Annotated in this window: 20 protein-coding genes; all 20 read left to right on the plus strand. The window is 39.5% G+C overall.

The annotated features are described in order from the left end of the window. Window positions 1-12 precede the first annotated feature (12 nt). Window positions 13-2,217: a RelA/SpoT family protein gene (locus tag ACLR96_RS05350; protein ID WP_177270317.1), complete on the plus strand. Its 2,205-nt coding sequence runs from the start codon at window positions 13-15 to the stop codon at window positions 2,215-2,217. After that, window positions 2,214-2,663: a D-aminoacyl-tRNA deacylase gene (gene dtd / locus ACLR96_RS05355; protein ID WP_177270315.1), complete on the plus strand. Its 450-nt coding sequence runs from the start codon at window positions 2,214-2,216 to the stop codon at window positions 2,661-2,663. The genes ACLR96_RS05350 and dtd overlap by 4 nt, the downstream gene beginning before the upstream one ends. Before the next feature lie 14 nt (window positions 2,664-2,677). Continuing rightward, window positions 2,678-3,301, plus strand: a complete 624-nt coding sequence (locus ACLR96_RS05360) for an MBL fold metallo-hydrolase (RefSeq protein WP_177270313.1) — start codon at window positions 2,678-2,680, stop codon at window positions 3,299-3,301. Further along, on the plus strand, window positions 3,294-4,649 hold the full coding sequence (hemZ, locus tag ACLR96_RS05365; protein ID WP_177270311.1) for a coproporphyrinogen dehydrogenase HemZ: 1,356 nt from the start codon (window positions 3,294-3,296) through the stop codon (window positions 4,647-4,649). Before ACLR96_RS05360 ends, hemZ begins: the two co-directional genes overlap by 8 nt. A 4-nt stretch (window positions 4,650-4,653) precedes the next feature. After that, complete coding sequence (gene hisS, locus ACLR96_RS05370; RefSeq protein ID WP_177270309.1) at window positions 4,654-5,907, plus strand: histidine--tRNA ligase; 1,254 nt, start codon at window positions 4,654-4,656, stop codon at window positions 5,905-5,907. Window positions 5,908-5,929: 22 nt separating this feature from the next. Next, a complete protein-coding gene (gene aspS, locus ACLR96_RS05375; protein WP_177270307.1) occupies window positions 5,930-7,702 on the plus strand; it encodes an aspartate--tRNA ligase in 1,773 nt (590 codons plus the stop codon). Window positions 7,703-7,707: 5 nt separating this feature from the next. Then, window positions 7,708-8,928 (plus strand): serine/threonine transporter SstT, encoded by a 1,221-nt coding sequence (gene sstT, locus ACLR96_RS05380; protein WP_177270305.1) that lies wholly within the window; start codon window positions 7,708-7,710, stop codon window positions 8,926-8,928. Next, complete coding sequence (nadD, locus tag ACLR96_RS05385) at window positions 8,922-9,545, plus strand: nicotinate-nucleotide adenylyltransferase (RefSeq protein ID WP_412265385.1); 624 nt, start codon at window positions 8,922-8,924, stop codon at window positions 9,543-9,545. The genes sstT and nadD overlap by 7 nt, the downstream gene beginning before the upstream one ends. Continuing rightward, complete coding sequence (gene yqeK, locus ACLR96_RS05390; protein WP_177270301.1) at window positions 9,526-10,095, plus strand: bis(5'-nucleosyl)-tetraphosphatase (symmetrical) YqeK; 570 nt, start codon at window positions 9,526-9,528, stop codon at window positions 10,093-10,095. The genes nadD and yqeK overlap by 20 nt, the downstream gene beginning before the upstream one ends. Next, entirely contained in the window at window positions 10,092-10,436 is a 345-nt protein-coding gene (gene rsfS / locus ACLR96_RS05395) for a ribosome silencing factor (protein ID WP_177270299.1), read from the plus strand. The genes yqeK and rsfS overlap by 4 nt, the downstream gene beginning before the upstream one ends. Window positions 10,437-10,449: 13 nt before the next feature. Next, window positions 10,450-12,918: a leucine--tRNA ligase gene (gene leuS, locus ACLR96_RS05400; RefSeq protein WP_177270291.1), complete on the plus strand. Its 2,469-nt coding sequence runs from the start codon at window positions 10,450-10,452 to the stop codon at window positions 12,916-12,918. Between the two features lie 34 nt (window positions 12,919-12,952). Continuing rightward, entirely contained in the window at window positions 12,953-14,839 is a 1,887-nt protein-coding gene (locus tag ACLR96_RS05405; RefSeq protein WP_177270289.1) for an RNase J family beta-CASP ribonuclease, read from the plus strand. A gap of 53 nt (window positions 14,840-14,892) precedes the next feature. Beyond that, window positions 14,893-15,249 (plus strand): YlbF family regulator, encoded by a 357-nt coding sequence (locus tag ACLR96_RS05410; protein ID WP_177270287.1) that lies wholly within the window; start codon window positions 14,893-14,895, stop codon window positions 15,247-15,249. A 197-nt stretch (window positions 15,250-15,446) separates the two neighbouring features. Continuing rightward, window positions 15,447-16,007 carry an elongation factor P gene (gene efp / locus ACLR96_RS05415; RefSeq protein WP_177270285.1) on the plus strand — a complete coding sequence of 187 codons (561 nt, stop codon included), beginning with the start codon at window positions 15,447-15,449 and terminating at the stop codon, window positions 16,005-16,007. Window positions 16,008-16,117: 110 nt separating this feature from the next. Then, window positions 16,118-17,179 carry an endolytic transglycosylase MltG gene (mltG, locus tag ACLR96_RS05420; RefSeq protein WP_177270283.1) on the plus strand — a complete coding sequence of 354 codons (1,062 nt, stop codon included), beginning with the start codon at window positions 16,118-16,120 and terminating at the stop codon, window positions 17,177-17,179. A gap of 1 nt (window position 17,180) precedes the next feature. Then, window positions 17,181-17,846, plus strand: a complete 666-nt coding sequence (locus ACLR96_RS05425) for an O-methyltransferase (RefSeq protein ID WP_177270281.1) — start codon at window positions 17,181-17,183, stop codon at window positions 17,844-17,846. A gap of 16 nt (window positions 17,847-17,862) precedes the next feature. Then, window positions 17,863-19,086 (plus strand): U32 family peptidase C-terminal domain-containing protein, encoded by a 1,224-nt coding sequence (locus tag ACLR96_RS05430; RefSeq protein WP_177270279.1) that lies wholly within the window; start codon window positions 17,863-17,865, stop codon window positions 19,084-19,086. 70 nt (window positions 19,087-19,156) lie between these two features. Beyond that, a complete protein-coding gene (locus tag ACLR96_RS05435) occupies window positions 19,157-20,575 on the plus strand; it encodes a hemolysin family protein (protein WP_177270277.1) in 1,419 nt (472 codons plus the stop codon). Between the two features lie 81 nt (window positions 20,576-20,656). Next, window positions 20,657-21,385, plus strand: coding sequence for a ZIP family metal transporter (locus ACLR96_RS05440; RefSeq protein ID WP_177270275.1), 729 nt, complete (start codon window positions 20,657-20,659; stop codon window positions 21,383-21,385). Between the two features lie 176 nt (window positions 21,386-21,561). Further along, window positions 21,562-22,476 (plus strand): stage III sporulation protein AA, encoded by a 915-nt coding sequence (gene spoIIIAA, locus ACLR96_RS05445; RefSeq protein WP_207722984.1) that lies wholly within the window; start codon window positions 21,562-21,564, stop codon window positions 22,474-22,476. Window position 22,477 lies beyond the last annotated feature (1 nt).

Raw genomic sequence — 22,477 nt, forward strand, 5'->3', positions numbered from 1 at the left:
GGCATCTATGTTATGATGAAAAGAAAAGAATTCCTAAACACTATTTTAAAATTTAATTCCAATTACGATATCGAACTGATAGGAAGAGCATATGATGTCGCTGAAGAAATGCACAGAAGTCAGCTGCGTAAATCAGGCGAACCGTATTTGATACATCCTATGGCTGTCGCCGAAATACTGGCTGATTTGGGAATGGACGAAGAAACTATTGTAGCCGGCCTTTTGCATGATGTCGTTGAGGATACTGAGTATACGGAAAAGCAGCTGGTAGCCGATTTTGGAGAAGAAGTAGGTCTGCTGGTGGATGGAGTCACGAAGCTGGGTTCACTTAAATTCCAGAGTAAAGAAGAAAGGCAGGCAGAAAACCTCAGAAAAATGTTTCTTGCCATGTCAAAGGATATAAGGGTTCTGATAATAAAACTTTCAGACAGACTCCATAATCTCAGAACGATCAATTATATGACTCATGATAAAATAATTGAAAAGTGCCGGGAAACACTTGATATATATGCGCCTCTTGCAGCAAGGCTCGGTATATATACCATGAAAATGGAGCTTGAGGATATAGCTTTGAAGTTTTTGGAACCTGAAGCCTATTATGAACTTGCAGAGCAGGTGAACGAGAGAAAAGGCGAACGGGAAAAATCTATAGAAACAGTAGTGGAAAAAATAAAAAAATCACTGGATGAAATAGATATAAAGTATGATATATATGGTCGGTCCAAACATTTTTACAGTATATATAAAAAAATGAAATACCAGCATAAGAGTATTGATGAGATTTTTGATCTTATGGCTGTGAGAGTCATTGTTGAAACAGTAAGAGATTGTTACGCTGTGTTAGGTATGGTGCATACTATGTGGACTCCTATACCGGGAAGATTTAAAGATTATATAGCTATGCCTAAACCTAATATGTATCAGTCACTTCACACTACAGTCATAAGTGAAAACGGTAAACCCTTTGAGATACAAATCCGTACTTATGAAATGCACAGAATTGCCGAATATGGTATAGCTGCTCACTGGAAATATAAAGAAGGAATCGAGTCAGATAAAGAAGAAGTTAAGCTTTCATGGCTGAGGCAGGCTCTTGAATGGCAAAAAGATGTAAAAGATCCTAAGGAATTTATGGAGTCCTTGAAGATGGATCTGTTCTCAGGGCAAGTGTTTGTTTTTACTCCTCAGGGAGATGTCATAGAGTTGCCGGCGGATTCTACTCCTCTTGATTTTGCTTTCAAGATACATTCCGATGTAGGGTGTAAATGTGTAGGAGCTAGGGTGAACGGCAAGATGGTTACTATAGACCATAAGCTTGAAAACGGTAATATTGTAGAGATAGTGACTTCTCCCAATGCCGCAGGCCCCAGCATAGATTGGCTTAAGATAGCCAAAAGCAGTTCTGCCAGAAACAAAATAAGACAATGGCTGAAAAAGGAAAGTAAAACGGACAGTATAGATAAAGGTAAAGATCTTCTTGATAAATATATAAGAAAAAAAGGACATGATCCAAGAGATCTTTTAAAGAATACCTTTCTTGTTAGGGCAGTTAGGGAGATGGGATATAAAAGCAGTGACGAGCTTTATAACCATTTGGCAAACGGCGGAACTTTGCTGACAAAGCTTAACAATCTTTTGCTTAAATACGATGCCGAAGCAAAAGAAGCAGAAGCTGAAAAAGAAAAAAGCCTTCTTGAGAACCTCAATGAAATGAGCGAGAAGACTCAGAAACGTATACAGCAGAAGAAACATAAGAAGGAAGACAATTCAGGTGTAGTAGTAGATGGCGTTAATAATCTTATGATAAGGATAGCCAGGTGCTGTAATCCTGTACCGGGAGACGATATAGTCGGATTCATAACTAAAGGCAGAGGGATTTCCGTTCACAGAAGAGACTGTGATAATCTTAAGTCTCTGTCTCCTGCCGATAAAGCAAGATTTATTGATGTGAGATGGGATAAAGATATATTGGACAAGTCTTTTGATACTGAGATAAGCCTTATTGCGAAAGACCAGAAGAGTATGCTTTCCAGCATATCTAAAATTTGTGAAGACATGGATGTTCATATATCGGGATTAAATGCAAAATCTAATAAAGATGAGACTGTCAAGATAAACTTGACTCTTTCCATAAAAAATAAGGAACAGATGGAGAAAATATGCCGTTCTCTCAAGGGAATTCCGGGGATATTAGAGGCATACAGAGCAACAACATGAGAGCAGTAATACAGAGAGTAAAAAACAGCAAAGTCACTGTAGACGAAAAAGTGACGGGAGCCATAGGAAGAGGCCTTATGGTTCTTATTGGTGTCGAAGTCGGAGATTCAGAAAAAGACGCACAATATATTGCAGATAAAGTTACAGGACTGCGTATTTTTGAAGATGAAAACGGAAAAATGAATCTTTCTGTAAAAGAAACAAACGGAAAGATTCTTGCAGTATCCCAGTTTACGCTTTTGGGAGATGTAAGGAAAGGGAAAAGACCCAGCTTTACAAAAGCTGCGCGCCCTGAAGAGGCTCAGTCTCTTTACAGGAGAGTTATAGAAAATATAATATCGCAGGGCATAGATGTAGAGGAAGGGATATTCCAAGAGGAAATGCTGGTAGAGATTTACAATGACGGCCCTGTAACTATACTTCTTGATAGCAACAAGAAATTTTGAAAGGAGATTATAAAATGAAAATAACTTGTCTGCCCAGCGGAGCGTTGGGAGTAAACACATATCTTGCTATAGATGAAAATACAAAGAAAGGTTTTATCGTAGATCCGGGAGGATATAACCCTAAGCTTACGAAGATGGTAAAGGAAGAAGGAGCAGATATTCAATATATCATTCTTACTCACGGACATGCAGATCATATATGCGGAGTCAATGAACATTTAGATGATTTTCCGGGAGTGAAAGTGGTCGCAAACAAAAACGAAGAAAATATGTTGTCGGATGTTAACTTTAACCAGAGCGCGATGTTTGGTGTTCCTCAGACTGTAAAAGCCGACATACTGACTGATGATGGGGATGAATTGAAAGTAGGTGATCTTACACTTAAATTTATATATACTCCGGGACATACGCCCGGCGGAATGTGTGTATATATAGCATCAGAAAATGTTCTGTTCAGCGGAGATACTTTATTCTGTGAGTCTATAGGACGTACAGATTTTCCGGGAGGATCGTTTCAGGAACTGAAGGATGCCGTGCACAATAAGCTTTTCACGCTTCCGGATGAGACAGCAGTTCTTCCGGGACATATGGGAGCTACCACCATAGGACACGAGAAAGGGAATAATCCTTTTGTATAGATGTGTGCTGAGAGGTGTTCAAAACACCCATCAATATGAAGAACTTATAAAAATATTTTTGACTGCAGGAGAGTATGAGATACTAAGCGAGTCAACAGAGAATTTCGGCGCTTGTAAAGTCTTTGAGTTTAAAGGAGATAAGAATCTTCTGAAGCGTGAAATATACGAAAGCCTCCGAGAGTATACAGGTAAAAGCCCTAAATGGGGGATTCTCACAGGCATCAGGCCTGTAAAGCTTACAGGAGAGATTATGGATAGGTGTGGCAGTGCTGAAGAAACGGAAGAGATATTGGCTAAAAAGTATTTAGCTCACGCTGACAAACGCTCTCTTATTATGGAAATACTGGACTATCAGCGTCAGACGGCAGGCAGACCAAAAAGAGACAGCATGAGTCTCTATGTGGGCATACCGTTTTGCCCCACAAGATGTCTGTATTGTTCCTTTACATCTAATCAGGTTGAGAAAACCGAAATTGACAGGTATCTTGAAGCACTCTTAAGGGAAATAGATTACTGCGGAGAAAGAATGCGACAGCACGGTAACAGACCGGAGTCTGTTTACATAGGCGGAGGTACTCCCACATCTTTAGATGAGTTTCAGCTTCAGAGATTGCTTGATAAGTTAAATGACGAGTTTGATACGCAGGTTCTCCGCGAATTTACTGTGGAAGCCGGACGACCGGATACCATCACGAAAGAAAAGCTGGAGATAATAAGAGATTCAGGAGTGGGACGTATAAGTATCAATCCCCAGACTATGAAAGAGGAGACTTTGAGGATAATCGGAAGAAACCATACGGTAGATGAGACTGTGAAAGCTTTTGAGATGGCTCATAAAGCAGGAATAGACTGTATCAACACCGATCTTATAGCAGGTCTTCCGGGAGAAAGCTTTGATGACTTTAAAAACAGCGTTCAAAGAATAGAGGAACTTGGTGTCGAAAATATAACTCTGCATACTCTTGCTGTCAAGAGAGCTTCGGCACTCAAGGCGATAGACGAGGAATTTAACTATAAAAACGAAGATCTGTGTGAGAGAATGCTGTCATATGCAGGAGAATACCTAAGGAGCAGAGGGTACAGACCTTATTATCTTTACAGACAAAAGCATACGTCGGGGAATACCGAGAATCTGGGATTTTGCAGAAACCATAAAATTTCGGTTTACAATATAAGAATTATGGAAGAGGCACAGTCTATTCTGGCTCTGGGAGCAGGCGGTGTAAGCAAGGTATATTTTCCTGATGAAAACAGGCTTGAAAGAGTAGCAAACGTGTCCAATTACCAGATTTACATAGACAGAATAGATGAAATGATTGAGAGGAAAGAAAAGGAATTTTGGAGGTGAACTTATGTTGACAAAAGCTCCTAAGGGAACTAAAGATATGTTGCCTGAACAGGCGTATAAATGGCATTATATAGAGAAAGCATTCGCAGATATTTGCGAAAAATACGGGTTTGAAGAAATCAGAACGCCTATGTTTGAGCATACCGAGCTTTTTCAAAGAAGTGTGGGAGATACTACTGATATCGTACAGAAAGAAATGTACAGTTTCCAGGATTATGGCAAGAGAGCCATAACTCTTAAGCCTGAGGGGACATCTCCAGTGGTAAGGGCATATGTGGAACATAAGCTTTATGCAGGCGTTCAGCCAAGCAAGTTTTATTACAATATTCCTTGTTTCAGATATGAGAAGCCTCAGTCGGGAAGGTTAAGAGAATTTCATCAGTTTGGAATAGAGACCTTTGGGACTTTCGACATGATGGCAGATGCAGAGATAATAAGTCTGGCTTATGAATTCCTCAACGAAATGGGAATAACAGATATAGAACTGAGAATAAACAGCGTGGGATGCCCTAACTGCAGAAAGGTGCACAGAGAAGCGCTGAAAGATTTTCTTAAGCCAAAGTACGATCAGCTTTGCGATACATGTAAGGATAGATATGAGAGGAATCCTATGAGAATACTTGACTGTAAGTCGCCTGACTGTCAGGTACTTGTACAGGGAGCCCCTATGATGCTTGATTATCTGTGCGATGACTGCAGCGACGCATTTACACAGCTTAAGGATAATCTTGATGCCATGGGCATAGATTATGTGGTTGATCCTGGAATCGTAAGAGGTTTGGATTACTATACTAAAACGGCCTTTGAATTTGTTACTACAAAGATAGGAGCTCAGGGAACTGTGTGCGGCGGAGGAAGATATGATCATCTTGTTGAAGAAATCGGAGGGCCGTCTACTCCGGGAGTAGGCTTCGGTTTGGGTAAAGAAAGACTTCTGCTGACTATGGAGGCATGTAAGGCGCAGATACCAGAGCCGGAAGGCGCAGATGTATTCATCGCTTTTATGGGTGATGAAGCAAAAGCCCTCGGTCTTAAACTCATGGGACAGCTGAGACAGAAGGGTCTCAAAGTCCAGATGGATATAATGGGAAGAAACATCAAGAATCAGTTTAAATATGCCAACAGGATAAATGCGCGAAAGACCGTTGTCATTGGTCAGGATGAGATAGAAAATAACAGTTTTGCCATAAAAGACATGAGCACTTCACAGCAGGTGACGGTTTCCATGGAAAACATCATAGATGAATTGTTGAAATAATTTAGGAGCAGGAGATAAGACAATGAGTATATATAAAAGAAGTCATATGTGCGGAGACTTGAGAGAAGCCAACGTAGGGCAAGAAGTAGTCCTCAATGGCTGGATACAAAAGAGACGAAATCTTGGAGGCCTTATTTTCTGTGATCTTCGTGACAAAACAGGTATTACGCAGATTGTATTCAATGATGAAATCCCGCAGGAGATTTTTGAGAAAGCGGACACTTTAAGAAGTGAATACGTAGTGGGAATTAAAGGAAAGGTAATGGAAAGGGAATCAAAAAACCCTGACCTTCCCACAGGAGATATAGAAGTATTTGCCAGCGACCTTGTAATATATTCAGCTGCCGATACTCCTCCTATCTATATAAAAGATGATGATAATGTAGATGATAACTTAAGGCTTAAATACAGATATCTTGACTTAAGAAAGAAGAAGATGCAGGATAATCTTACATTCAGACATAACCTTGCAAAGTTGACGAGAGATTATTTTGCGGAAAACGGCTTTACTGAAGTGGAAACTCCTGTATTGATAAAATCAACTCCTGAAGGGGCAAGGGATTATCTTGTTCCCAGCAGAGTAAATCAAGGGCGTTTTTATGCGCTTCCTCAGTCACCGCAGATGTTCAAGCAGCTTTTGATGGTGGGCGGAACCGACAGATACATGCAGATAGTGAAATGTTTCAGAGATGAGGATCTTCGTGCTGACAGACAGCCTGAATTTACACAGATCGACCTTGAGATGTCTTTTGTTGATGTAGATGATGTAATAGAAATACAGGAAGGTTATTTAAAAAGAGTTTTCAAGGAAATGAAGGGCATAGACATTGAGACTCCGTTTCCGAGAATAACATATGATGAAGCCATGACGAGATACGGAAGCGATAAGCCGGACACAAGAATCGGGTTTGAGCTTCAGGATATAACAGATCTTGTAAAAGACTGTGATTTTAAAGTCTTCACAGATGCCATAGCAGCAGGCGGCAGCGTCAGAGGCATATGTATAACAGGCGCAGCGGGCGAATATACGAGAAAGAAAATAGATAAGCTTACCGAAATGGTAAAAAGCTACGGTGCAAAGGGAATGGTATGGATGAAGGTTGCGGCAGACGGCGTATCCTCATCTGTCAACAAGTTTTTTTCACCGGAGCAGCTTAAGGAAATCGCAGACAGCATGGGAGCAGCAGACGGCGACCTTATTCTCATAGTTTCGGATAAAAATAAAGTGGTATTTGACAGTTTGGGATTTTTAAGAAGACATATTGCAGGAGAACTTGGTCTTCTTGATGATGAGCAGTACAATCTGCTGTGGGTTGTGGATTTTCCTCTTCTCGAGTATGATGAGGAAGAAGATTCGTATCATGCAATGCATCATCCGTTCACATCACCTAAGGAAGAGGATGCAGAGCTTCTCAAGACTGATCCTACAAAGGTAAAGGCCAACGCCTACGATATCGTTCTCAACGGTGTTGAACTTGGCGGAGGCAGTATAAGAATACATCAGCAGGACATGCAGGAGGATATGTTCAGAGCTCTTAATATGACTCAGGAAGAAATAGATGAAAAATTCGGTTTTCTTGTTGAAGCTTTTAAATACGGTACGCCTCCTCACGGCGGCTTGGCTTACGGCCTTGACAGACTTGTAATGCTCCTTACAGGAGAAAAATCCATAAGAGAAGTAATAGCATTTCCTAAAAATCAGAACGCTCAGTGTATGGTGAGTGAAGCGCCGGGAGTCGTTGAGGATAAACAGCTGAATGAATTAGGTATAAAAATCATTACAGAAGTGGAGTAACATAAATGAACTTATTGCAGAAGTGGACGGATACAAGTCTTATCTTAAGGATCATAGCAGGTCTGATTTTGGGCGTAGTTTTGGGTATCACTGTTCCCAGCGCTGTCGGGATCAGTATGCTGGGGGATCTTTTTGTAGGAGCTCTTAAAGCTATTGCTCCGCTGCTTGTGTTTTTCCTTGTAATGCACTCCCTCGCAAATAAACAGGATACTGCACAAAGTAATATGAAGACGGTAATTATACTGTATCTTGTAAGTACTTTTTTGGCTGCTCTTACTGCGGTAGCAGCAGGATTTCTTTTTCCTTCTGATATAGTTCTTGTTCAGGGGGTAGAGGATGCTGCGGTTCCCGGAGGAATAGCAGAGGTTCTCAAATCTCTGCTGATGAATGTGGTGGACAATCCTGTCAGCTCTCTGATCAACGCAAATTACATAGGTGTGCTGGCATGGGCGCTTATACTGGGGTTTGCTTTCAGAAAGGCCGGGGATAATACAGTGAAGGTTTTGGGAGATGTATCCGATGCTTTTTCTTCTGCTATAAGATGGATAATAAACTTTGCTCCTCTTGGTATTTTGGGACTGGTGTTTGCTACTGTTTCTGAAACAGGAATAAAATCGCTTATGGATTATGGACACCTGATACTTGTACTGGTAGGATGTATGCTGTTTGTGGCATTTATCGTGAATCCTGCCATCGTATTTGTAAACATAAGACAGAATCCTTATCCGCTTGTTTTTAAGTGTATAAAAGATAGTGGTATAATGGCGTTTTTTACGAGAAGCTCAGCTGCCAATATCCCGGTCAATATGTCTCTTTGTGAGTCTCTTGGCCTGGATGAAAAACAATATTCAGTTTCAATACCTCTGGGAGCCACTATAAATATGGCCGGTGGTGCAGTTACTATAACTACTTTGACTTTGGCAGCAGCAAATACCTTGGAAATTCAAGTGGATTTCCCCACAGCGTTGCTGCTGAGCATAATCGCATCCATATCGGCATGCGGGGCGTCAGGCGTCGCAGGAGGATCGCTTTTGCTTATACCTCTGGCTTGCAGTCTTTTCGGCATATCCAGCGATATAGCTATGCAGGTTGTAGGCGTGGGATTCATAATAGGCGTTATTCAGGATTCTTGTGAGACGGCGGTTAATTCATCGTCAGATGCTCTGTTTACAGCTACTGCTGAATTCAGAAAATGGAAAAAAGAAGGACGGAAGATTAAGTGGTAAGATCCGGCGTGAAAAAAATAGGTATAATGGGAGGGACTTTTGATCCGATACATTTAGGACATATAAATCTGGCTATGGACGCTAAGAAGCAGGTGGGGTTGGATAAGGTAATACTTGTTCCGGCAAAGCTTCAGCCCTTTAAGCTTGACAGAAAAACAGCTTCGGCAGAAGATCGTTTGAATATGATAGAGTGTGCCATAGAAGATGTGGAAGGTCTTGATGTATCATCTTTAGAGCTTGATTCGGAAAGCATATCGTATACGTATCTGACCATCAGAGCCATGAGAGATATTTACGGAGAAAAGGCCGGACTGTATTTTATAACAGGAACAGATTCGTTTTTGAAGATTGATAGCTGGAAAAATTCAGAAGAGCTTCTCAGAGGCTGCTCATATATTATAGGCACAAGACCGGGATATAAACAGAAGGAACTGGAATCCTGTATAGAGAGAATACGCCGTGACTATAATACAGAAGTGAGAAACATTAAAAATACTCAGCTTGATATCTCATCTACCGAAATACGTAAAAGACTTAAAAACGGTAAACAATGCAGAGAACTGATTCCATATGAGGTAGAGAAGTATATTAAAGCAAATGGATTGTATAAAGAATGAAATAATAAAATATATAGAACTAAATTTAACACAAAAACGGCTCAGGCATACTTATTCTGTGGCATCAGAAGCTGTAAAACTGGCTGAAAGATACGGATGCGACACGAAAAAGGCAGAGCTTGCTGCGCTTTGTCATGATATGTTTCGAAGTAAGCCGGCCGGGGATCTGGATATGTATGTGAAAGAATTGGGCTTGCCGCAGAAACTGCTGGAAAATGTCAATCTGTCGCACGGTAAAGTGGCTGCGGAGATGATGAAACAAAGGTATCATATTGATGATAAAGATGTGATAAACGCAGTGGCTTTTCATACTACAGGACGAAAAGGCATGTCTGTATTGGAAAAAATAATTTTTTTAGCAGATGCCATAGAGCCGGGAAGAAATTATCCGGGTGTTGAAGAAATGAGAAAAACTGCGTATACCGATCTGGATAAAGCTTGCATTATGTCTCTTGAAAGAACTGTGCAGTATGTGAGAGACAGAGGAGAATACCTTGATCCTGATACGGAAGATGCGTTAAATGATTTAAAGGAGAAACAGAATTTATGATTGAATCTAAAGAATTAGCATTGAAGATTGCAAGGCTTCTGAAAGAAAAAAAAGCTATAGATGTGACAGTGATAGATATTTCACCTAAAGCATCGTTTGCTGATTATTTTGTTATGTCCTCGGCCGGAAGCGAAAGGCAGATGAGTGCTCTTGTTGATTATATTGAGGATATGCTGGAGCCACAGGGTGTATTCCCTAAGAGCGTTGAAGGAAAGCGCAGCTCGGGCTGGATACTTATGGACTACGGTGATGTAGTCATCAATGTCATGACTGTTGCCACGAGAGAAAAATATAACATTGAACGAATATGGGGAGATTGTGATAATCTTGAAATAGACTAATTGGAGGTAGAAAATGATAGATAAATATAATTTCAGCGAGATCGAAAAAAAATGGCAGACAAAATGGGAAAAGGAAAATACTTTCAAGGTCGTTGAAGACAAGGACAGGGAAAAGTATTACGTTTTGGAAATGTTCCCTTATCCGTCAGGAAAACTGCATATGGGACACGTTAGAAATTATTCCATCGGCGATGTTTTAGCGAGATTTAAGAAAATGAAAGGCTATAATGTTCTGCATCCTATGGGCTGGGATTCTTTCGGCCTTCCTGCCGAGAATGCTGCTATAAAGAATAACGTAGAGCCAAGTGTATGGACGTGGAACAATATAGATGAAATGAGAAAGCAGCTGAAAGAACTTGGCCTTTCTTATGACTGGGGACGTGAGGTGGCTACGTGTCATCCTGATTATTACAAGTGGATGCAGTGGATATTCATTCAGTTTTATAAAAAAGGTCTGGCATATAAAAAAGAAAATCCTGTGAACTGGTGTCCAAGCTGTCAGACTGTTCTTGCCAATGAGCAGGTAGTGGATGGCAAATGTGAACGATGTGGCTCAGTTGTAGGAAAGAAAGAACTTTCACAGTGGTATTTCAAAATAACAGATTACGCTGAAAGGCTTCTTGATAATCTTGATGATCTTCCGGGATGGCCCAATAAAGTTAAACTTATGCAGAAGAACTGGATCGGAAAGAGCACGGGAGCTGAAGTAACATTCGAAATAGATGGATATGACAAGGGGCTGGATATATTTACTACAAGACCGGATACTCTTTATGGAGTAACATATATGGTTCTTGCGCCTGAACATCCTTTCCTTAAAGATCTCGTTGCAGGTAGTCAGTATGAAGACGCTGTGATGGCATATATAGATAAAGTACAGCATATGAGCGATATAGAGAGAACCTCAACAACTAAGGAAAAGACGGGAGAATTTACAGGAAGATACTGTATCAATCCGCTTACCGGAAAGAAAGTTCCTATTTTTATCTCTGACTATGTACTCATGGATTACGGAACCGGAGCCATTATGGCTGTACCGTCTCATGATCAAAGGGACTTTGATTTTGCAAAAGCTTTTGATTTAGAGATAATTCCCGTAGTTGATCCCGAAAATGATGAAATAGATCTCAATGATCTTAAAGAAGCTTTTGAAGCAGAAGGTAAACTTATTAATTCCGGGAAGTTTGACGGAATGAACAATAAAGAGGCTATCGTAAAGATTACCGATTATCTACAAGAACAGGGAATAGGAAAAAAGACTATAAATTATAAGCTCAGAGACTGGCTTATATCCAGGCAGAGATATTGGGGAACTCCTATTCCTATGATTCACTGTGACAGCTGCGGATGGGTACCTGAAAAAGAAGAAAATCTTCCTGTAATGCTCCCTACGGATGTTGAGTTTACAGGAAAAGGCGAATCCCCTCTTGCAACAAGCAAGACTTTCCGTGATACAGTTTGTCCTGTATGTGGAAAGCCTGCAAAGAGGGAGCTTGACACTATGGATACTTTCCTGGATTCATCATGGTATTTTCTCAGATATTGTGATGCCAGAAATACGCAGGAAGCCTTCAGCAAGGAAAAAACAGATTACTGGATGAGTGTGGATCAATATATAGGCGGTGTAGAACATGCCATACTGCATTTAATGTATGCAAGATTTTTCCAGATGGCTCTTTATGATCTGGGATATGTAAGCCAAGAAGAACCATTTAAAAATCTTTTGACTCAAGGAATGGTAATAAAAGATGGCGCCAAAATGAGCAAATCCATCGGAAATGTTGTGAGTCCGGCAGAAATAATTGAAAAATACGGAGCCGATACGGCGAGACTTTTCATACTCTTTGCAGCGCCTCCTGAACGTGAGCTCGACTGGTCGGACAAAGGTGTAGAGGGAAGCTTTAGATTCATCAACAGAGTGTACAGAATGGTCTATGAGTTTTCCGAAAAGTATGCAGATATTCCTGATAATTATGAGATTTTAAGCGAAGCTGACAAGAGTATGGCATATTGGATGAATTATGCCATCAAAAAGGTATCAGATGATATCGGCGAAAGGTTTAATTTTAATACAGCCATAAGCACCATAATGGAAATGGTAAATGAAATGTACAGATATAAAGAGGGCACAGTAAACGAGGGTCTCTTTGCAGCAGCTGTAAAAAATCTTATAATCATGATGGCTCCGTTTGTCCCTCACGTTGCCGAGGAAATGTGGGAACATCTTGGGTACGGCGGTTCTGTACATGAACAGCAGTGGCCTGAATATGATGAAAAAGCCCTTGTCAAAGATACCGTTGAAATCGTAGTACAGATAAACGGTAAGATAAAAGAAAAAATAAATATAGCAGGTGATTCATCCAAAGAAGAAATGGAAAAAATTGCTGTAGAAAACGATAATATAAAAGCTTTGACGGAAGGCAAAAATATTGTAAAAATAATAGCCGTTCCCAATAAGCTGATAAATATCGTTGTGAAATAGAGACCCGTTAGTTTCTACAGCGGGAAAGGAAATTATGAACGAACAAAAAATAAATACGTCCGCGAAAGCGCATAAGTCTGCTGCTTCCGGAAACAGAAAAACAAACAGCAGCAGGGCAGGAGGCCGAAGCAGAGGTACGAAAAATAATAATACTGCAGGCGGTAAAAGGACGCAGACGGCAGTTTCCAATGAAAAGAATACGGGAAAAAAGATTGCTCCCCGTAAAAAGCAGCCGTCCGGAAATAAGAACAAAAGAGCAATCAACGAACCTAAAGTCAAAATTATTCCGTTGGGAGGCCTGGGTGAAATAGGAAAGAATATGACCGCTGTCGAATACGAGAACGAGATTTTAATAATCGACTGTGGACTTTCTTTTCCTGATGATGATATGTTTGGTATAGATAAGGTTATTCCGGATTTTTCTTATCTTGAAGAAAACAGCAAAAAAATAAAAGGTTTGGTTATAACCCACGGTCATGAGGATCATATAGGAGGAATCCCATATCTTTTAAAAGAACTTAATGTCCCGATTTACGGAATGAGATTTCCTTTGGGACTGATCGAAAATAAGCTTAAGGAACACCGACTGAGAGCAGTGATGCATACTATCGAAGCCGGGGAAATTTTTAAAGTCGGACGACATTTCAAAATAGAGGCTTTGAGGATAACCCATTCTATAGCTGATTCTATCTGCATGTCCATAGCAACACCTGCCGGACGGATTTTTCACACGGGAGATTTTAAGATAGATTATACACCTGTAGACGGCAATCCCATAGATTTTGCCAGACTGGCACAGATAGGCTCTGAAGGAGTGCTGCTGATGATGGCAGACAGTACTAATGTCTTAAGACGCGGATATACAGCATCCGAACGTGTAGTTGGAAGAACTCTGGAAAATATTTTCAGACGGTCTGACAAGAGGATAATAATAGCTACGTTTTCATCAAATGTACACAGAATCCAGAAGATAATAGATCTGGCAGTTTTATGTAAGAGAAAAGTGGCAATCTCGGGAAGAAGTATGGTCAATGTTGTTGATCTTGCAAAAGAGCTTGGATATATAAAAATTCCGGCTAATGTATTAGTTGATCTTAATAAAACAAAGAATATACCGGATAAGGAACTGGTGGTAATAACCACGGGAAGTCAGGGAGAGCCTATGTCGGCTCTTGCAAGAATGGCTTCATCAGATCATAAAGCGATAAGTATAAAACCGGGAGATATGGTAATACTATCGTCTTCTCCTGTACCGGGCAATGAGCTTACCGTATCAAACGTAGTAAATCAGCTGGTGGAAAAAGGTGCAGAGGTAATATATTCAGATATAGCCGATACTCACGTTTCAGGTCATGCCTGTCAGGAAGAACTGAAGCTGATGCACTCCCTTATACGTCCTAAGTTTTTTATGCCTGTTCATGGAGAATACAGACATCTGAAGACACATGCCGAACTGGCTCATTTATTGGGAATGCCCATGGAAAATATCTTCATTCTGCAAAACGGCGACTGTTTGACAGTTTCTCAAAGTAAAGCTTTTATAACAAAAAAAGTTGCTGAAGCAGAAGGCATAATGGTAGATGGTTTAGGGGTGGGAGATGTAGGCAACATCGTTTTAAGAGACAGAAGATTGCTTTCTGAATCAGGTCTTATAATTTTGGTTGCAGCTATAGACAGAAAGGCCAATACAATAGTATCAGGACCGGATATAATCTCAAGGGGTTTTGTATATGTGCGTGAGAATGAAGATCTTATAGATGACGCCTGCAGCCTTGCCGAGAAAATACTTGAAGATTGTATGAGTAAAAACATGAAGGACTGGAATGGAATGAAAACAGCAGTAAGAGAGGGACTCAGAAAATATATATATAATAAAACAAAGAGAAGCCCGGTAATACTGCCTATATTTCTTGAGGTATAGAGGGGCTACCCCTGCAAACTAAGTGAATGGCGGAAATTTGAAAGGAGATTAAGATGAATGTATACGATCAGGCGCACGGTCTGGCTGCAGCAATAAAGGCATCAGAAGAATTTAAACAATATGAACAGCATAAGAAAGTTATCGAGGCGAACCCTCAGCTTAATGATTCTATAAAAGACCTTATGAAAAAACAGATGGAAATGCAGGCTGCCCAGATGATGGGGCAGGAAGTGAATTCAGAAGCTTTTCAGCAGATACAGCAGCTTTCTGCCATATTAATGCAAGATCCTGCAGCAGCACAGTATCTTCAGTGTCAGATGAGATTTTCAATGATGATGGCAGATGTTTATAAGATAATAGGAGAAGCTGCAGATCTTGGTATGGATCCTTTTGGAGGTTCAGCTCAGTAAAATTTGAGGTATTGGCAACTATCATATAATTTGGTATAATAAGTGTCGTGATCCTAACGGCTTTGCCGAAGCACGAGCAGTATTTAAGAAAAACAAGGTCAGTCCGTTTGATTTTGCCAACGGACAGACTTTGGCGATATTAAGGAAATATCGATACAGATATTTCACGTATAATAAAAAGAGAGGTCAATAGATTTATGATTTACGCAGGTGATTTTAGAAAAGGTATTACATTTGAGATCGATGGAGATCCGCATATCGTAATTGATTTCCAGCATGTTAAGCCGGGTAAGGGTGCAGCTTTCGTCAGAACTAAGCATAAGAATATATTGACAGGAGCCATAAAGGAAGAATCTTTCAATCCTGACGCTAAGTTTCCTAAAGCTCATATAGAGACGAAAACCATGCAGTACTTATATAATGACGGAGAGCTTTATTATTTCATGGATCAAGAGACTTATGATCAGATCCCTCTTACTTATGATCAGGTTGAAGATGCCATGAAATATCTGAGAGAAAATGATGAGGCCACTATCAAGTTTTATAAAGGAAATGCATTCTTAGTGGAAGCTCCTAACTTTGTGGATTTGAAAGTAATTGAAACAGAACCGGGAGTTAAAGGAGATACGGCCACTAATGTGACTAAAGCAGCAACTGTAGAGACCGGCGCGGTGATCCAGGTACCTATCTTCATTGAAGAGGGTGAAGTGATTCAGATTGATACGAGATCAGGAGAATATCTGGGAAGATCAAAATAAATCATGTTATATGAAAAAGGGGCGCATATACGTCCCTTTTTGTAAACCAATAAAAACGATATTTCCTACATAACAATAAATACGGACAAGATCCGGAAATGAGGTATCAAATGTCGAAACCTAAAGGCAGTAAGATAAAGTGGATATTGATAATTTTAGCTATAGCAGTAGTTCTTATAACAGGAGGCTCGATAGCTTACCTTACAGGAATAGGCGCTGTAGATTCGGAAAATAAGGAGACTGTAACAGTAAATATACCATCCGGAAGCGGGGCTTCATCTATAGTAGAGATACTTGATGAAAGTGGCCTTGTAAAAAACAAAACTTTTGCGAAAATACATGCCAGAATAGGCGGCTATGATACATTGCAGGCAAACAGTTATTTGTTTAATAAATCCATGACTTTACCTGAAATGATGGATGCTATAAATACAGGTGATTTTGAATATATTTCAAAAGACAAAATAATAGTCAGAGAAGGTCTTACCATTCCTGAAGTAGCAGCAGCTATAGCCGAGGAGATGCCTTTTTCTTCAGAAGAGCTGATCGCTAAGTGGGCGGATAAGAATTATCTAAAAGAATTGATAGATAAATATTGGTTCCTCACAGATTCTATACTGAGTGATGATATAATGTATCCACTTGAAGGATATTTATATCCCGAGACGTATTTTATAACAGAAGAAAATCCTACAATGGAATCAGTGACGGAAATTATGCTTGATATGATGGATTCAGCTTTATCTTCTAGAAAAAGTCAGATAGAGTCAAGTGGATTTACGGTACATGAAGTTCTTGCCTTATCGTCTGTCGTTGAAAGAGAGGCCAGCAATGTTAAGGAAGAAATGCCGAAAGTGGCAGGTGTGTTTATAAACCGCATGAATAAGGGAATGAATTTGGGAAGTGATGTAACAGTCTGCTATGCCAACGGGAAAACGTCATTGGAATTGACTCAATCAGAGCTTAATATAGATTCAAAATACAATACTCGAAAATATGCAGGTCTTCCGGTTGGTCCGATATGTGCGGTAAACGGTGATGCTATGGACAGTGTTCTTGATTATGAAAAATCAGATTATCTGTTTTTCTTTGCAACCCAGGATGGAACTATTATTTATTCAAAAACAAATGAGGAACATGACAAAGTCGTAAAAGAAAACAAATGGTATTGATATGAATATAACAAATGATATAGTGACTTCATATATAGAGACACTTTATAAAAATGACAATCCGAGGCTCAGGGAGCTGAGAGCTTTTGCTGAGGAGAGGCATGTTCCTGTGATTTTGAAGGATACGGAAGGACTTTTACTCAATATACTGAGGATCAAGAAGGCCTCTCATGTACTTGAAATCGGATCCGCCGTCGGATATTCAGCATGTTGTTTTGCAGACAGCTGCGGCTGTAAAGTGATAACCGTAGAATCTGATAAAGAAGCGTATGATGCAGCTAAGAGTAATATATCAGAATTAGGGTTTTCTGATAAAGTACAGGTGCGATTCGGAGATGCCCGTGATGTGCTTTTGCAGATGGCTGCTGAGAAGGAAACTTTTGATGTAGTTTTTATTGATGCGGCTAAAAGTCATTATCGGGAATTCTGGGATTTGGCTCTTCCACTGTGCAGTCAGGATGCTCTTGTCATATGTGATAATGTATTGATGAAAGGTATGACTGTATCAGATGAATATGATCCGGGAAGAAGATACAAGACCAGTATACGGAAAATGCGTGAATTTATAAAGTATATAACTCATTTGGAATATGCGGATACCTGTGTCCTTCCTGTAGGAGACGGAGTTTCCGTAAGTGTTATAGATAAGGATTTGTATATTCTTTAGAAAGAATCATAAAACTATGAGAAAACTGGAACTTTTAGCTCCTGCGGGAGATTTGGAAAAACTGAAAATAGCTGTGGATTATGGAGCTGACGCCGTGTATTTCGGCGGAGAGATGTTCAGCCTTCGTGCCGGAGCAGGGAATTTCTCTGAGAGTGAGATTATAGAGGGCGTAAAATATGCGCATGACAAAGGTGTAAAATGTCATATGGCTTTTAATATCTTTGCTCATAATGAAGATATAGAGCCACTCACGCAATATTTGAAAAAAATAAAAAAAATTCCTATAGATGCTTTTATCGTATCTGATCCGGGTATTATCAGTATAATAAAGGATGTAATACCCGAAGCTGAACTTCATCTTTCAACACAGGCTAACATGACAAATTATGCTACAGCTAATTTCTGGTATAGACAAGGAGTAAGACGCCTTGTTTTGGCGAGAGAGTTAACCTTTGAAGAAATAAAGGACATAAAGTCGAATATACCTGATGATATGGAGCTGGAGGCGTTTGTACACGGAGCTATGTGCATTTCTTATTCAGGGCGCTGTCTTCTCAGTAATTTTATGATAAACAGAGATGCCAACAGAGGACAATGTGCTCATCCATGCAGATGGAAGTATAAACTAGTGGAAGAGCAAAGGCCGGGAGAATACTATCCTGTAGAGGAAGATTCTCGTGGAACATATATTATGAATTCCAAGGATCTCTGTATGCTTGAATATATTCCGCAGCTTGCGGATGCCGGGATATCTTCAGTAAAGATAGAAGGCAGAATGAAAAGCGTATTTTATGTTGCGACAGTGGTAAGCGCTTACAGAAGAGCGATTGATACTTACTATGATAATCCTGATGGATTTGTATATAATCCTGAATGGATGGAAGAGCTTAAGAAAGCAAGTCACAGAGAATTTACAACAGGATTTTATTTCAATAAGCCTACAGATAAAGATCAAAATTATCAGACAAGTGATTATACAAGAGACTATAGCTTTATCGGAATGGTCAGAAGTTATGATCCTGAAACGAAGATAGCAGTGGTTGAGCAGAGGAATAAAATGATTCTGGGAGATGAAATAGAGATATTTGGACCCGGAAAACCTTATTTTTCACAAGTACTTGACGTTCTTCAGAATGAGGACGGTGAATCTATAGAGTCGGCACCGCATCCTCAGCAGATAGTCAGAATAAAAATGAGACAGCCTGTGGCAGAAAATTTTATATTGAGAAAGAGGAAATAATTTCCCTTTATACATATAGTTATTTATATAGGTTTAAGATTGATTTTATTGGATGAGAAAGGAGAAAAAAATGTCATCTGATGCTGGACCCATGTGGGGACAAATTATTGTATTAGTCGTATTGGTAGCGGTAAATGCTTATTTTGCTGCGGCAGAGATCGCCATCGTCTCCGTAAACAAAAACAGAATACGGACACTTGCGAATGAAGGAAACAAAAAAGCGGAGGCATTATCAAAACTGATTGATGATCCTAATAAATTTCTTTCAGCGATACAGGTAATAATAACTTTAGCCGGGTTCTTTTCCAGTGCGAAAGCTGCCACCAGCTTTTCCGAAGGAATGGGCAGAACACTTGAAGGTTGGGGAATCCCTTACGGAGAGGGTATAGCTGTATTTGTTATAACACTGATCCTGTCGTTTTTTACACTTGTATTCGGAGAGCTTTTCCCTAAGAGAATAGCAATGCTTCATGCTGATAAGGTGGCTATGGCTGTAGTGAAACCTATACAGATCATATCCGCTGTTTTCAAACCTTTTGTATGGCTTCTGTCTATATCGGTTACTATTGTTCTGAAGATATTCAGACAGAAAACTGATGTGGCCGGTGAAGAGTACTCTGAAGCTGATGTTGTTTCTATGCTGGAGACAGGACAGGAGAAAGGTGAACTTAAAGAAGTAGGCAAGAAAATGATTACGAGCATATTCGCCTTTGATGATATGCTTGCCTATGAAGTAATGACACCGAGAACAGAAGTGTTTTCGATAGATATAAATGCTCCTACAGAGGAATATATAGATGAGCTGATGGAGCTTAGATATTCACGTATACCTGTTTACGAAGACGACAGTGATAATATTATAGGTATATTGTATATAAAGGATTATCTTATAAAAGCAAGACAGGAAGGGTTTGACAACGTAGATTTCAGATCTATTTTAAGGAAACCGTACTTTGTTCCTGAGACTAAGAATATAGATGCTTTGTTCTTTGAGCTTCAGTCTACGAAACAGCATATTGCTGTATTGATAGATGAATATGGCGGTTTCTCGGGCATAGTAACCATGGAAGATATAATAGAAGAAGTCATGGGAGATATAGATGATGAATATGATGAAGAAGAACCCGATATACAGAAAGTGTCAGACGATACTTATGTAATGGAGGGAAGTATGGATCTTGATGATATAAACGATGAGCTGAATACCGATCTTGAATCTGACAATAGTGAAACTATAGGCGGGCTCATTATAGATATTCTTGGTGAGATACCTGATGAAAGTGATGTAGGAAAAGAAGTTGAATTTGGGAATTACAAATTTAAGATAGACTCTATAAAGGAAAGAAGAATAGAGCAGATCACCATGAAGATACTTCCTGTAACTGACGAAAGTGAATCAGCAGCTGATCAGGAAAAACAGGATAAAAATGAAAAACGCGATAAGCGTGAAAAGATCAAAGATACTGTCGGCAATGTAAATCATCAATAAGAATTATAATCTAAGCGGAAGCGATGACTCATTATGTCGTCGCTTCTTATAATTATGAAAAACAGAGAAAGAGGTTTTATAATGTCATTGCTAATAACATTTTTTCTGGGAATATTTATTATGGCAGGAGCCTTGATTGCGAGATCAGCAAAAAATAAAAAGCTTATAGAACATCTCTCTATTTCTATTGCTTTAGGAACTATGTCGGCTTTGGCAGTTTTGGAGCTGTTTCCGGAAGCTTTGGAAAAATTGGGCAAAACCCATATTATCATATTGATTGTATGTATAGCATTGGGAATAGCAGTTCTTAAAGTTTTGGATAACTTTATACCTGATCATGAACATGGATCCGGGGGAAAATACACAACAGGAAATGTTATCCACATAGGCATAATTTCATCAATAGCTATAATACTTCATAATATCATAGAAGGTATGGCTGTTTACAGTATGTCAGCAGAATCAGCAAGTGTAGGATTTCTTATCGGTATAGGTGTAGGTTTGCATAATATCCCTATGGGAATGGTTATTTATTCCACACTGGCACGAGAAAAAAGAAGCAGGAAAACAGCGTTTCTTCTTGCGGCTTCCCTGTCTACCTTTGTCGGAGGTATAATGATGAAATTGCTTTGGCTCTTTATAAATGACTTTATTGTGGGAATACTCATATCCCTTACTTTGGGAATGATCATATATATAGTCATTTTTGAGTTGCTTGCGCATTTAATTCATACAGAAAATAAATGGTTGTCAGCAGCGGGTGCTGTAGCAGGAATTGCTGTTATTTTGATAAGCGGAATATTTGAATGATATGGTTTTTATTTTTAAAACTGTGTACACATTGAGAAATGCTCTCCTTGTGTACACAGTTTTTTTTTAGAAAAAACTCTATTGTTTAATTTTAGATCTGATGTTTTTTATCAGTCATATTTTCTGGGACAAGGAATATCTTGTAATGTAAGAGACAACGAAAGAAAAGGGGTGGGATGATGGACAAAAACACAGAAAAAATATTGAGGAAGCTTCCGTCTTCGGTGAACGAGAGGATAGAAACTCTTCCGGAAAGTATAGTCGATCGTTTTGAGGAAATAAGATTAAAAACATTTCAAGATACGCTTATCATAAGTGAAGGAAGAGAGATAAGTCTTCATGACGGCAAAGCCGTAACGCCTGATGTTCTTGATGAAACATTGAACAGGTTACTAGATTATTCTTATTACGCTTATGAGGATGAGCTTTCTAAAGGTTATATAACTATAGAGGGTGGTCATCGTGTGGGTATATGCGGGAGAGTAACCTTAAGGGATGGAAAAGTACATCTGATAAAAGAGATTTCATCGCTTAATATAAGGAGGAGCAGACAGATAATAGGTGCATCAAGAAATGTCATAAGTTCAGTATGTGATGATAAAAAAAATCTCATAAAAAATACTTTGATAATATCACCGCCTAAGTGCGGAAAAACAACAATACTGCGGGATTTAGCCAGAAGCCTGAGTTATAAGGGCTACAGAGTGGGGATATGTGATGAACGTTCTGAAATAGCAGGAAGTTATAACGGGGAGACAAGTTATGACTTGGGAAAAAGGACTGATATACTGGATGGATGCCCTAAAGCAGAGGGGATATTGATGCTGATACGTTCAATGTCTCCTGATGTTATTATAACCGATGAAATAGGAAAGAGCGAAGATGTGAGCGCTATAGAAGCAGCATTGTGTGCTGGCGTTAAGACCATTACCACTATACATGGCAGTAGTTATGAGGACGTTGAAAATTCAGCTATAGGAAAACTGATAAGAAATCATGTCTTTGAAACGTTAATATTTTTATCAGCAACGCCGACTACAGGAACAGTAAAAAGGATCATGAAACTGTCGAATCTGGGAAAGGGTGCGTAAA

The organism is Lentihominibacter sp., from assembly GCF_046951855.1.
GTDB classification, from domain to species: Bacteria; Bacillota; Clostridia; order Peptostreptococcales; family Anaerovoracaceae; genus Lentihominibacter; species Lentihominibacter hominis.